The sequence below is a fragment of the Desulfosarcina cetonica JCM 12296 genome (genome assembly GCF_001311845.1).
In the GTDB taxonomy this organism is placed as follows: domain Bacteria; phylum Desulfobacterota; class Desulfobacteria; order Desulfobacterales; family Desulfosarcinaceae; genus Desulfosarcina; species Desulfosarcina cetonica.
Genome location: NZ_BBCC01000177.1, coordinates 1 through 12,640, shown reverse-complemented (window position 1 = coordinate 12,640; position 12,640 = coordinate 1). Strand labels below are relative to the sequence as shown.

Genomic DNA, 12,640 nt, shown 5'->3' with positions numbered 1-12,640 from the left:
GGTGCGCGTAACCCGCCTGGCCGTGCACATCGGCGACTTGAGCAAATACCCCGAGCGCCGCGACCGCGACCGGCAGGCCGCCATGGCCCGGCGCGACATGCGCTGGGACGATCTGCAGGAACTGCTGCTTTTTCCCAAGGTGGCCAAGGCGATCCGTGATAGCCGGCAGCCGGGGCAGTCGGAAACCTGCACCATGTGTGGCGACTTCTGCGCCATGAAAAAGGGCATGGAAGTGTTCAAGAAAGATATTTCGGGAGATAAAATCTCGGTTCGTGGGTAAAGCACGCCCTTAAGAGAAAAATGGCAAAATCCGAATGCCAATGGAAGGTATTCTGTCGATTTGCAAAGATGGAGAAACGTATGGATCTGATTGAGAAAAGTATTGCCGCGATAAAGCCGCTGAACGAAACTGTTTATGCCCAGGCCCGGCAACGATTGGCCGACCAGGCCCGGCCGGCGGGCAGCCTGGGGTTGCTGGAGGATGTCTCGGCACGATTGGCGGCCATTTTCGGTACCCTGGACGTGCATTTGTCTCACAAGGTGATTGTCACCTGCGCCGGCGACCATGGCGTGACCGAGGAGGGGGTGAGCCTCTTTCCCCAGGAGGTGACCCCCCAGATGGTGTTCAACTTCGTCAATGGCGGTGCCTCCATCAATGTGCTGGGCAAGCATGCCGGCGCGCGGGTGATCGCCGCCGACCTGGGCGTCAATTACGACTTCGACCCCGAGCTGCCCATCTTTCACAAAAAGGTGGCCAAGGGCACGGCCAACTTCGCCCGCGGGCCGGCCATGACCCGGGAGCAGGCCGAACAGAGCATTGCCGCCGGCATCGAGATCGTCAACGAACTGCTTGCCCAGGGGCCGCTGGATATTTTGGGGACCGGCGACATGGGCATCGGCAACACCACGCCATCCTCGGCGGTTATCGCCGCCTTCTCGGGCATTTCCGTGGAAAAACTCACCGGGCGGGGCACGGGCATCGACGATACGGCCCTGGCCAACAAAATCCGGGTCATCGAAAAGGCCCTGGACATGCACCGGCCGGACCCCACGGACCCCTTGGATGTGCTGGCCAAGGTGGGCGGCTTCGAGATCGGCGGCTTGGCCGGCCTGGTGATCGGTGCCGCAGCAGCGGGAATTCCCGTCGTGTGCGACGGCTTCATTGCCACCGCCGGTGCGCTGATCGCCTGCGAACTGGCTCCGGCGGCCAAGGCGTATCTTTTTGCCAGCCACCGCAGCGTCGAGGCGGGACACGTCTTCATGCACGACCGCCTGGGCGTCGAACCCCTGATAGACCTCAGGTTCCGTCTGGGCGAGGGCACCGGCGCGGCCGTGGCCATGGAACTGCTCGATGCGTCGACCCGGGTGCTGGCCGATATCAAGACGTTCGAGGAAGTCGCCATCACCGACGCGCAAAAAAAAAATAACCGATCCATCCGCATGAGTGAAAACCATCCAGCATTCAATCGCGTGCCCTTTCTGAACAGCGACCCGGCCCATTGGGATTTCCAGTATCTGGAGGATATCGCCACCGGATACTGGTACGCCCAGGTGCTGTTCAGCGCGGTCGAGCTGGATCTGTTCGGCTGGATTGAAAACGGATGCACGAAAGTCGCGGATCTGGCTGCGGCTGCGATGTGCAAACCGGACGAACTGAACCGGCTGCTCAATGCCCTTGAACGCATGGCCTTGATCCATGGGGAGGACGATGACCGGGTCAACAGCCAATTGGCCAGGCGCTTTCTGGTCCCCGGCGCCCCGGATTACATGGGCGATTTCATTCTCTACCGCAAGTACATGCAGACCGGCTGGTCCGGCCTGACCGAGCGGGTGGCCCTGCCGGACCGGCCGGTTGCCGCCGACCGATTGACAGCCGACAGCGACTACACCACCCGTAACGCGCATTACGTGCGCGCCATGGATCGCTTGGCGCGTCTCAAAGCCGACGATATCACTGCCCTGCTTGTGCCCGATGCCTGGAACGGCCCGATCCTGGATGTGGGCGGAGGCGCCGGAGCGGTGTGCCGGGCCCTGGTACGCTCCCAGGCGGCCCGGGGCCGTCATGCCGACGCCGTTCTCTTGGATTTGCCCGAAGTGATCGCGGCGGCCCGCCGGCTCTATCCCCAGGCAACCGCTTGGCAGGAGATCGTGGTGATCGAAGGCGATTTTCGCCATCACCGGTTTGACGGAAAGGCCACCTTCGGCATGGTGGTGCTGAGTAATTTCCTGCATGCCTATGCTGCCGATACGGCCCGGCAACTGCTCGAAAAGGCGGCGGCCCTGACCGCCCCGGACGGGGTTCTGCTGATTCACGATTACTTCCCCGACCGTGCCGGCCGAAGACCCCACAAGGCGCCCTGTATGACCTTAACATGCTGCTCAACACCTTCGACGGTGGCTGCCAGCCGGCCGAACGGGTCTGCGAATGGCTGCACGGGGCCGGGATGACGAATACGATCACCTGCGATTTGACAAGCGACAGCACACTGTTGCTGGCCGGACGGTCCGACCGGATCGGCGATCTCATCCCACCGGAACGACGCGCGGATACAGCCCTCGATCGCTGGGTGCTTGCCGCCCGGCGGCTGGGATTTGCCCAGGCCCGGCTGATCTCCACGGATCGGATCCGCACGGCCGCCTGGCCCCGCGAGAAATGTCGTTTCGGTTGCGCCGGTTATGGCCGGAACGCCATGTGTCCGCCCGGGGGAATCGACCTTGAAACCCTGGAGCGCATGCTGGGCGAATACGGCTGGGCCCTGGTGGTGGAAGGCGCGCCGCCGGGCAGGGCCTTTCACGACCAGCTGTTGGCATTGGAGCGGGAAGCGTTTCTGGCCGGCTTGCACAAGACCCTGGCCTTTGGCGCCGGACCCTGTCCGGTCTGCCCGCAATGCCCGGAAGACGGTTCCTGCCGCCACCCCGACCGGGCACGGCCCTCCATGGAAGGCTCGGGCATCGATGTGTACGCAACGGCCCGGGCGGCGGGCTTTTCCCTGGAGCCGGTGGCCCAACCCGGACGCTACGTGAAATATATGGGGATGATCCTGCTGCAATGAAAATTCTTTTGATCCAGTGCCCGACCTCCCATCTGGGGGCCGGCGAGAAGGTCTACCCCGTCGGGCTTGCCCGCCTGAGCACCCTGGTGCCACCAAAAGATGAGAAGTGCTGCCTGGACATGAACCTTTCTCCCGACCCCTGGCCGGTTCTCAAGGAGACGGTCCTGGGCTTCAAGCCCCAGGTGGTGGCGCTCTCCTTTCGCAACATCGATCCCCTGGCCGGCCATCAGACGTCCTATCTTTCCTCCCTGGCAACCACCGCCGCCATGGTGCGTCGGCTGGCGCCGACGGCGCGCATACTTGCCGGCGGTCCGGCCTTCTCCATGTTCGCCCGGCGCCTGATGGCCGAGATCCCCGAGATCGACGCCGGTCTGGTGGGGGAGGGGGAACGGGTTTTCTCCCATCTCATTGCCGCCAACTTCGATCCGGCCGCCATCGATGGCCTGGTCTATCGGGCGGACGGAGAAATCAAGCAGAATCCGGAGGGTGCGGCGATTGACCTGAATACGCTCCCATGGCCCGACACCACGACATTTGCGCCAGGAGCCTACGGCGGCCGGAATGCCTATGTGGCCGCCATGGGCATCGAGGGCAAGCGCGGCTGCGACCTGGCCTGCGGCTACTGCCTCTATCCGTTTTTGGGGGGGCGACGGTTTCGCCTGCGCGCGCCCGAGCGGATCGTGGACGAGATGCAGCGGCTGAAGGAAGAACACGGTATCGGCCTGTTCCATTTTACCGATCCGGTGGTCAATCGCCCCAAAAATCATTTCATCGCGCTATGCGACCATCTGCGGCAGCGTAAATTGGATGTCGCCTGGACCGGTTTTTTCCGCGAAGACGATTTGGACGACAGGACTGCCGGCCTGGCCCGGGAGGCCGGTCTGGCGGCGATCTACTTCAGCGCCGACGCGCTTACCGAACACGGGCTGGCCCTTTTGCAAAAGCGCATGGGAATAGAAGAAATTCTGGCGGCGGCGCGGGTGACGGCCAGGCATAAGATTCTCACCGTGCAGCACGTTCTGGTCAACCTGCCCGGAGAGGATCGATCCGCCCATTTCGAAGAAGCGCGTGCAAACCTCGAGCGGCTGCTGACGATCCACGCACCGGCGGCCAACCTGGGCGCGTGGTATTCAACACGGTGCGTTTGTACCCCCAGGCGCCTTTGACCCGGCAGCTGATCCGGCGCGGCATCCTTGCGGCCGATCAGGATCTGTTCTACCCGGTATACTACGATCCACCGGCCACGGCCCACGTGCGCCACCGCCTGGAAGCCTTGTGCCATCGGGCGATGGTTTTCGACCGCCTGGGAATGGACCGTCTTTTGGCCGGTACGGCCCAACCGACACGGTGACCCCCATGCGGATCTGCATTCTCGACCATCCCCGCATCCCCTCCCGGGAGCATTTCAACGATATCGCCAATACGCCCCTGTGGTCGTGCCTCATGGGGCGCTATGCCGCCGCCGCCCTGATAGCCGAGGGGCGGCCGGTCACCTATCTGGACGCGGTCAACCAAGGGCTCGATTTCTATGCAACCTACTGCCGTATCCTTTCCCTGGCACCGGACCTTTTGTCCATCAATGCGGTCTACTTCTGGGAGCATACGCCAAGGCTGCTCGAATTCATCGCTAATCTCAAGCAGCGCCTGCCCTTCACGCACATCAATCTGTTCGGCTTCTTTGCTTCCCTGGCCTTTGAGCCGCTTTTGTCGCTCTGTCGGGCGGTGGATTCGGTGTGCGTGGGCGAGTGTGAACACACCTTGACCCAATTGGCCGCGGCCCTCGTCGTCAAGCGCGAATGGCGCCACGTGGCCGGACTGGCCTTCCACGACAGCGGTGCGGTCCGCTTGCCAACTGTTCGTTCTCCCGATGCCGATCCCGACCGCTTCGCCTTTCCCCTGCACCCCGGATCCGGCCCGGTGGATGGTGCCGATACCGCTGCCGTTCTGGCCAGTCGGGGCTGTTACAACCAGTGCGCCTTCTGTCCGATCCCGGTGTTCTACCATCGCGGCCCCCTATGGCGCGGCCGCAGCCTGGCGAACATCCTGCGGGAAGTGGAATGGCTCATGGAGAAGGGCTACCGACGTTTCTACTTCGTCGACCCCAACTTTGTCGGACCGGGCCGTGCCGGACGCCGGCGAACGATGGAGCTGATGGCGGGCCTTGCAAAGCTCAAGATCCGGTTTGGCATGGAGACGCGACCCGGCGATCTGGATGTGGAATTGCTCGATGCCATGACGACGGCCGGTCTGGAGAGTTTGCTGCTGGGGATCGAAAGCGGCAGTCCGGACGTTCTGGACAGGCTTTCCAAGCACGCCTCGGCCGACAGCAGTGCTCGCGCCATCGCCCTTTGCCGGCAGGCGGGAATCGAGCCGGAGGTGGGCTTTCTCATGCACACGCCCGATGCCGGGGTAACGGATCTGGCCCACAATCTGGCGTTTCTGGAGAAAAACAGGCTCCTCGATCGGCTGGATCGCACGGCCAATCTCTTATGCCACCGGCAGATCGTTTTTCGCGGGACCGCCGGCTACCAGCGCTACCACAGCCAACGGCGCATCCTTTCCACCGATGCGTTGGGCTTCGAGGCGCGCATCGCCTGGAACGATCCCCGGGCCGAATGGGTGGCCGAGGTGATGGTGCCGGTCTGCCTGGATGTACTGCGCCTGACCGGCGAGCCGTCGTCGCCCTTGTACTGGAAAACCGCCGAAGATCATCCGGCGGTCCATGAACGGGTAAACGCGCGCCTGGTGGACGCCTTTCGCGTGATCCTGGACCAGGGAATGCGGGCTGCAGTTTTCAAGGATGCGGCAGAAACCCGCCGGCATGCCCGGGAAATGGTGCTGACCGGTCTCTGAGTTTTCTCCCGCCAGGCGTTTGGCTGGGACGGCAGGTCGGCGGTGGACCCAATTGCAGGGGATCGAAGCGGTTCGCATTAACGGGCTGCGGCACTGTCTTCCTCAACAACGATGCCGATCTGTCCACCGCTGGCGTCCTTTAACGCGGTGGCCAAGGAGGAACACATTTCCTGATCGACGCGCAGGTCGATGGTCAGACCGTCCGGCGTGTAGGCCTCGGCCGTCTTTTGCGCACCGAACTGCTCGATGAGCGGGTAGATGGCGCCCACATGGGCGAAGCCGGCCGTCAACCGCATGGTGGCGCGGACCACCACCGGAACCAGGGTCGCCGCCTGCAGGCATTTGGCCGCACAGCCGCCATAGGCCCGGGCCAGGCCGCCGGCGCCGAGCTTGATACCGCCGTAGTACCGGATCACGACCACCATCACCCGGTCGATATCCTGCCGTTCGATGGCATTCAGGATGGGCCGACCGGCGGTTCCGCCCGGCTCGCCGTCGTCGGAAAACCGGTATCGCGGATCGATGCGAAAGGCCCAGCAGTGATGCGTGGCGCGCTCCTCGCGGATACTTTCCAGAAAAGCCATGGCCGCCTCGGGCCGGTCAACGGGGGTTGCCCGGACAATGAACCGGCTTTTTTTGATCTCTTCTTCGTAGTGGGCCGCTTTGGTCAGGGTAAGCATGCTAAACTCACTGTATGCGTGTCGAATATTCAACGGAAAGGGCTGTTAGGGCGATTTCTGTCAAAGAATATCCCCGTCGCCCGGTTGAGGTCCTATGTAGCCGATCCACGGCCGAAACGTCAAATCCGCATTCCCATATCCGTGGGTGAGGCCGCTGGCCATGCCTGGGACGACGGTTTTTGGGGTGACGGTTTTTTATTCGATGCCCATTGTTCCGGACGGCCTGCCGTTGAACCTTGTCTTTTTGGGCGGGATGACCGATATTCCCATTTTAGGCTGGCGTGGCCGAATCAAGCTGAAGATGAGAGAAGGAGCATACACATGCATGTGACATTTTATGGCGCGGTGAGGGAAGTGACCGGATCGATGCACCTTTTGTGCACGGATAACGATAGGATCCTTTTGGATTGCGGCATGTTTCAGGGACGACGCAAAACCACCGGCGAGAAAAACCGGGTGCTGCCCTTCGATCCCCGGATTCTCACCAACATGGTGCTCTCCCACGCCCATATCGATCATTCCGGGCGGATTCCGCTGATGACGCGCGCTGGCTTTGCCGGCCGAATCTACTGTACCCGGGCCACCGCCGATGCCTGCGGTTACCTCTTGCCCGACTCCGCGCATATTCAGGAGAGCGACGCCGAGTATCTGAACTACAAAACCGTCCGTTCGGCGCTCTCGCAGATGCGACCCGGCGAGATCGGCAAAAGCGGGAAGCGGGACCTCCAGGAGATCAAGGCCTTGCTGAAAAAGAACAAGCACGGGCTCAATGCGGAGGTGATCAACGGATACATCAAACGCTTCCACCTGGAAGGCGTGGAGCCGCTCTACACCATCGAAGACGCCGAGCAGGCGCTGAAATCCTTTGAAGGCATCCCCTATCGCGACCCGGTGACCGTGGGTGAAAAGACGACCTGTACCCTCTACGAGGCCGGTCATATCCTCGGCTCGGCGGTCGTCATGATTCACAGCAATGTCAACGGCCAGCGCCGGACGGTCTGTTTCTCCGGTGATATCGGTCGCTACGGCAAGCCGATTCTACGGGATCCGGCGAGCCATTTCGAGGCCGACGGCCAGGTGGTGGATCTGATGATCATGGAAAGTACCTACGGCAACCGGGACCATGAACCGGTTGTCGACTTGCGGCCGCGTCTCAAAAAGGCTCTCAACGAGACCTTCGACCAGGGCGGCACGGTGCTGATTCCCTCCTTCGCCTACGGCCGTACGCAGGAACTGCTTTATGTGATCCATGAATTGTATGACAGCGGCGAGGTTCCCCGCATGCCGGTGTATGTGGATTCACCCCTGGCCACCAACATCACCAAGGTGTTCGGCGAGCATCCGGAAGTCTACGACCGCGAGACCCACGAGACTTTCCTGCAGCAGGGCAAGAATCCTTTTTCTTTCCGGCAGGCGCAGTTTGTCGAGAGCGTCGAGGCCTCCATGGCGCTCATGCGCGAGGAAAAACCCCATATTGTCATCTCCGCGTCGGGGATGTGTGAGGCCGGGCGTATTCTGCACCATCTGCGTTACAAGATCCACAATCCCAAAAACACGATTCTCATCGTGGGTTACATGGCCAATCACACCCTGGGGCGCCGTATCATGGAGATGGGCACCGCCTACGAGGCCTCCGGTCGCAGCGGTGAGCCGCCCATCGTCAAGATTCTCAACAAGGAGTATCCCCTCAAGGCCCGCGTGGTTAAGATCGGCGGATTTTCCGCCCACGGTGACCGGCATGAGATGTTGCGATTTCTCAAGGCGTCGGGCTTGAAGATCAAACGGATCGCCGTTGTGCACGGCGAGGAGGACCAGAGCCTGGCCTTTGCCCAGCAGCTCAACCAGGCCGGCTATACCGCCGTCGTGCCGCATGTGGGCGAAACCCTGACCCTTTGATGGCGCCGGTCGTCAGGCAAAACCCCGGAGCAGGAAGTAGTTGCAGAGGGTTACCAGACTCCAGATGGCCGGCGCGGACAGCGCCGTTTCGATGGAGCGGTCGAAGAGAATCGATATGCGCGGAGGGAACTCTCCGCTTCCCAACCAGAGCAGGTAGTAGATCGGAATCCGTGGAAAGGGATGGATCTGGAAGGCCACGTCGCCCATGGCGGCCGGTTGGCCGCCCAGATGGCGTCCCACGGCGGCGAACCCGTTGGGATCGTCGCCGTAACGGGCCAAAAGCGCGGCGGTGTTGAACTGGCCCCGTCCGCTGAAGTAGTGGGCATCGGCCAGATCGTCGGGCCCCACCATTTCCCGACCCAGGGGAAGCAGGCGATCCACGCGCCCAAAATACTCCAGAACGGTCAATTCGAGCAGTGTGATGGAAAACGGCTGCCATCCGTGCTCCCCTTTTACCCGCAGACATCGGTTGGGCGGGTCCACGAGAATTTCCTGGTTGAGAAAATGGAAACGCAGGTTGCCCGTGGCGAGATCGATGTCGGTCAGGGTAAAATTGGCCACGGCAGGGGCTTCGCGTTCTCCCAGACGATCCCACAACGTGGCGGGGATCTGGATGGGGCGCTGCCGGGTCGACATTCGGCGGGCCCTGGTTGCGTCGGCGTGCCTGCATTTCCAGAAAGGCCTTGCCGTAAGGGTATTGGGACGTGCTGAAGTTGTCACACGGAAAGCTCGAACAATCCCGGGGACAGTAGTCGATGTGGTTGAGCCGGGCACATTCGAGGATCGCGCACGGATAACCGAGAATGCGTTTCTGGGTAGCGCTTTTGGTCGCGGCCAGGTCGCTTCGGCCGGGACCGCAGGAACTGCAGTGACCCAAAAGATTGAGTTGACAGACGTCGCAGTTGACGCCGCAGGCGCCGGTGGCCATTTGACCTTCCTTTCTTGCGCGGCTTCGGCAGACCCGTTTCCGCCACCACGCCTTAACCCCGCCCATCAAGCCGGGTGCATGGTTCTCAGATCATAGCGGCCGCCGTTTTCAAACCGGCCGGCCAACAGCGATTTGATCAGTCGCCTGGCGGCCTGAAACGGTGGCGTCAATCCCCCGTTGGCCTTAAGGTCGATGAATTTATCCACCTGGGGAAATTGTTGGTGGCTGCAGCGCCGGATTCTGGCCTGCATGTCGGTGTCCACGGTGCCCGGTGCAACCGCGCAGACGGCGAAGGCGGGGTCGATACTGGCGAATTCCAAAGCCATGGTGCGGGTGGCCAGGTCCAGACCGGCCTTGGCGGCGCCATATGCCGCCCAGCCGGGGTAGGGGGCCTGGCTGGCACCCGAGGTGATGTTGACGATCCATTTGCGGCCGGGCAGCCCCTTGGCGAAGTGAAAGAAATGGCGCGTAAGGAGCAGTGGCGCCGTCAGGTTGACCCGTATATTTTCGGCCAACAGGCGATCGTCGCAGTCGGCGACAGGGGCGATCGGATCGAGCACGCCGGCGTTGTTGATCAGGACGCTGTGGGCCAAGTCCGCGTTTTCTTGCCGATCCACGGCAATTTGGTCAAAGGCCGCAGCGATGGCATCGGTGTCGTTGAGATCGATGCTGACATTCTGCTGGCGGTCGTTCTTCAGGAAAGGCGCCGCCCGCGAGAATCCCACCACCCGGCTGCCGGCTTGATCCAGGGCGGCTGCCGCCAGCGATCGGCCGAGGCCACGGGTGGTTCCGGTGATAATGAAGAATAGGCGGCGTGCCGTGCCGGACATGGGGCATGGCTCCTTTCGGCGAGACGCTTCGGATGGTGGCTGTGGGTCGTCATCCAATCCGATGGGTATCATTTTTTTCGTCGATGTGGAAAACCGGGTTAACAAGGCTCTGCTGGCCGATGGTTCCCCTGCCGCCTGTCAACCGGCCTTTCTGGCAACCTGCCGCTCGATATGCGCGATCACACCGGGTAGACAGGTCAGGATCGCCTGGGCGGTGGCTTCATACGCGGCATAGGGCAGGCCGTAGGGGTCGTCGATTTCCGGGTTTGTCCAACCCGGTGCGAATGATCCCAGTAAGAGGGCGTGCTTGCAGCGAAAAAAAACAGGTTGTTAATCTGCTCCAAATGAAAACGTTCCATGACCAGGACTAGATCCGCGGACTTGACCATGGCGGCATCCAGCTCGCTGGCCCGGTGGTCGTTGATATCGGCGCCATGGGCCGCCGCCGCCATGATGGCTTCCGGTTGCGCGCGATTGCCATGCAAAGCATGCGTCCCGGCCGAGCGCACGATAACCTTTTCTTCCAATGCCTCGGGCAGGGCCCGTCGCAGGAGTCCTTCTGCCATGGGGCTGCGACAGATGTTGCCGGTGCAGACCATCAATACGGAAAAAACCAACCCACCTCCTTAGCGCAGCGTTCATTTTTTCTTTCGACTATAGTGGGGGCTGGCGTTAAAGTCAATCCGGCTGGGCACTTGCGGAGATGACGAAATTGTTATTTGATCTTTTGGAGCGGCTCTACTATATATGATTTACTGAGCTGTTAAAATGACGCTTCCTGTATACCTGCGGAGATAAGCATGTCTGACATCCGGATTCTTTTTGTGGATGATGATCGCGACATCCTGGCCATGGTCGAGCAATACTTGACGATCAAGGGATACGATGTGACCACTGTGGACAATGGTGTGGAGGCCATCGGGATTGTCAAGGAAAAACAGATCGACATCGTTTTTACCGATTACAAGATGCCGGAGTTCAACGGTCTGGAGCTCTTGGTGGCCATCAAGAAATACCGGCCCCAGACGGAAGTGATCATCGTGACCGGTTATGGCTCCATGGAATCGGCCATCCAGGCGATGAAATACGGCAGCTATGATTACCTTCAAAAACCGTTCAAGCTGGACCACCTGCGGCTGATCATCGACCGGATCGCCGAAGAGCGAAAAATCAAGGATAAGGCCCAGCTGATCCGCAAAATTGCGCGTGAGCGTCACCAGTACGGCCCCATGATCGGTTTGTGCCCCAAGATGCGCGAGATTTACGAGGTGATCGACACCATCAGCATCGACAACCCCATCGTCCTCGTCCAGGGGGAGAGCGGAACCGGCAAGGAACTCACCGCCCAGACCATTCATGAGAGCAGTGATCGCAAGGAGAAACCCTTTGTCCCGATCAACTGCGGCAGTTTGGGCAAAGGGACCCGCACAGAGGCAGAGATCGATCTTTACCTGGAGGACATGCTCGCTTCCGTCAAGGGCGGCACACTGTACCTGGACGAGATTACCAGTCTTGCCAATGCCTTGCGCGAACGCATGATGACGCTGTTGAGCGACGGGCCCGACGAGGCCTCCCATACCATCCCCCGCCTGATTGCCGGAACCAGCCGGGAACTTGAAGAGGTCATTGCCAGCGGTGCCATGCAGAAGGATCTGCTGGACTTGTTCAACGCCGTTTTCATCAAGCTGCCGCCGCTCAGGGAGCGCAAGGAGGATATCCCGCTCCTGATCAATTCCTTTCTCTTTGACAATCCGCCGGCGGCTAAAACCCGGATTTACGGCGTGACGCCTGCGGCCATGAACATTCTTTTGGATTACCATTGGCCGGGTAACCTGATCCAATTGCAGAATGTGATTGAGCGGCTTTCGCCATGGGCGTCGAGAACGTCATCGACGTCGATGACCTGCCCGCGGAGATTCGGACGTTCGGCACCATCTCGCAGATGGGATGAGGCACCACATCCATCCGCCAGGGTTTTCTTCCTGAACCGCCATGGTCGATATCCTTCTGATCCAGCCGCCCATGGCGGATTACTATCAAACCGCCAAGCGTACGCTGCCCTATGGCCTGGCGTGTATGGCCGCCGCCGCCAGGACCAAGGGCTTTTCCGTGGCCATTCTGGACGCCATGGCCACGCGCAAGTCGCGGATCATCACCCTTCCCCCTGCATTGGACCATCTTTTGCCCTTCTATGGCCGGGCCGACGTCAGCCCAATGGCCCTGTTTCACGATTTCCGCCATTTCGGCTACAGCCTGGAACATGTCGGCCGCCAGATCAAATCCTCGGGCGCGTTTCTCGTGGGGGTTTCCTCCTTGTTTACCGCATACAGCCACATGGCCCTCGCTGTGGCGCGAACGGTCAAGGCCAGCCTGCCCGGCTGCACGGTGGTCCTGGGCGGG

The 12,640-nt window shown here is 61.1% G+C and carries 12 protein-coding genes; 8 read left to right on the top strand and 4 right to left on the bottom strand.

Translation table 11 applies throughout. The features are described 5' to 3' along the window. The 6 genes from JCM12296_RS27065 to JCM12296_RS27040 all read left to right on the top strand — a co-directional run. On the top strand, positions 1–280 hold a 280-nt coding region (locus JCM12296_RS27065; RefSeq protein WP_172684131.1), incomplete at its 5' end, for a phosphomethylpyrimidine synthase ThiC. A gap of 80 nt (positions 281–360) precedes the next feature. Then, positions 361–2,448 (top strand): nicotinate-nucleotide--dimethylbenzimidazole phosphoribosyltransferase, encoded by a 2,088-nt coding sequence (cobT, locus tag JCM12296_RS37120; protein WP_083456563.1) that lies wholly within the window; start codon positions 361–363, stop codon positions 2,446–2,448. Continuing rightward, a complete protein-coding gene (locus tag JCM12296_RS27055; protein WP_054699690.1) occupies positions 2,373–3,053 on the top strand; it encodes a DUF2284 domain-containing protein in 681 nt (226 codons plus the stop codon). Before cobT ends, JCM12296_RS27055 begins: the two co-directional genes overlap by 76 nt. Then, positions 3,050–4,219, top strand: coding sequence for a B12-binding domain-containing radical SAM protein (locus tag JCM12296_RS27050; protein ID WP_054699688.1), 1,170 nt, complete (start codon positions 3,050–3,052; stop codon positions 4,217–4,219). The genes JCM12296_RS27055 and JCM12296_RS27050 overlap by 4 nt, the downstream gene beginning before the upstream one ends. Then, the gene (locus JCM12296_RS27045) at positions 4,216–4,404 is read left to right on the top strand and encodes a hypothetical protein (protein ID WP_054699687.1); all 189 of its coding nucleotides are present in this window, start codon (positions 4,216–4,218) and stop codon (positions 4,402–4,404) included. The genes JCM12296_RS27050 and JCM12296_RS27045 overlap by 4 nt, the downstream gene beginning before the upstream one ends. Before the next feature lie 5 nt (positions 4,405–4,409). Beyond that, positions 4,410–5,906: a B12-binding domain-containing radical SAM protein gene (locus JCM12296_RS27040; RefSeq protein WP_157067928.1), complete on the top strand. Its 1,497-nt coding sequence runs from the start codon at positions 4,410–4,412 to the stop codon at positions 5,904–5,906. 77 nt (positions 5,907–5,983) lie between these two features. Here JCM12296_RS27040 and JCM12296_RS27035 read toward each other — a convergent pair whose 3' ends face one another. Next, positions 5,984–6,586 carry an IMPACT family protein gene (locus JCM12296_RS27035; RefSeq protein WP_054699683.1) on the bottom strand — a complete coding sequence of 201 codons (603 nt, stop codon included), beginning with the start codon at positions 6,584–6,586 and terminating at the stop codon, positions 5,984–5,986. 321 nt (positions 6,587–6,907) lie between these two features. On the opposite strand from JCM12296_RS27035, the gene JCM12296_RS27030 reads away from it, so the two are divergent. Further along, entirely contained in the window at positions 6,908–8,482 is a 1,575-nt protein-coding gene (locus JCM12296_RS27030; protein ID WP_054699680.1) for an MBL fold metallo-hydrolase RNA specificity domain-containing protein, read from the top strand. A gap of 12 nt (positions 8,483–8,494) precedes the next feature. On the opposite strand, the gene JCM12296_RS27025 is transcribed toward JCM12296_RS27030, so the two are convergent. The 3 genes from JCM12296_RS27025 to JCM12296_RS27015 form a co-directional block, all read right to left on the bottom strand. Continuing rightward, positions 8,495–9,118, bottom strand: a complete 624-nt coding sequence (locus tag JCM12296_RS27025; RefSeq protein ID WP_054699679.1) for a DUF3786 domain-containing protein — start codon at positions 9,116–9,118, stop codon at positions 8,495–8,497. A gap of 357 nt (positions 9,119–9,475) precedes the next feature. Next, complete coding sequence (locus tag JCM12296_RS27020; RefSeq protein ID WP_054699677.1) at positions 9,476–10,240, bottom strand: SDR family NAD(P)-dependent oxidoreductase; 765 nt, start codon at positions 10,238–10,240, stop codon at positions 9,476–9,478. A 197-nt stretch (positions 10,241–10,437) separates the two neighbouring features. After that, positions 10,438–10,857 (bottom strand): arsenate reductase/protein-tyrosine-phosphatase family protein, encoded by a 420-nt coding sequence (locus tag JCM12296_RS27015; protein WP_054699675.1) that lies wholly within the window; start codon positions 10,855–10,857, stop codon positions 10,438–10,440. A gap of 183 nt (positions 10,858–11,040) precedes the next feature. On the opposite strand from JCM12296_RS27015, the gene JCM12296_RS27010 reads away from it, so the two are divergent. Next, on the top strand, positions 11,041–12,640 hold a 1,600-nt coding region (locus tag JCM12296_RS27010), incomplete at its 3' end, for a sigma-54-dependent transcriptional regulator (protein WP_054699672.1).

Excerpts from the sequence above, each read along its gene's own strand:
- JCM12296_RS27025 (WP_054699679.1), bottom strand. The coding sequence starts at position 9,118 with ATGTCGACCCGGCAGCGCCCCATCCAGATCCCCGCCACGTTGTGGGAT.
- JCM12296_RS27050 (WP_054699688.1), top strand. The coding sequence starts at position 3,050 with ATGAAAATTCTTTTGATCCAGTGCCCGACCTCCCATCTGGGGGCCGGC.
- JCM12296_RS27040 (WP_157067928.1), top strand. The coding sequence starts at position 4,410 with ATGCGGATCTGCATTCTCGACCATCCCCGCATCCCCTCCCGGGAGCAT.
- JCM12296_RS27035 (WP_054699683.1), bottom strand. The coding sequence starts at position 6,586 with ATGCTTACCCTGACCAAAGCGGCCCACTACGAAGAAGAGATCAAAAAA.
- JCM12296_RS27030 (WP_054699680.1), top strand. The coding sequence starts at position 6,908 with ATGCATGTGACATTTTATGGCGCGGTGAGGGAAGTGACCGGATCGATG.
- JCM12296_RS27020 (WP_054699677.1), bottom strand. The coding sequence starts at position 10,240 with ATGTCCGGCACGGCACGCCGCCTATTCTTCATTATCACCGGAACCACC.
- JCM12296_RS27055 (WP_054699690.1), top strand. The coding sequence starts at position 2,373 with ATGCTGCTCAACACCTTCGACGGTGGCTGCCAGCCGGCCGAACGGGTC.
- cobT (WP_083456563.1), top strand. The coding sequence starts at position 361 with ATGGATCTGATTGAGAAAAGTATTGCCGCGATAAAGCCGCTGAACGAA.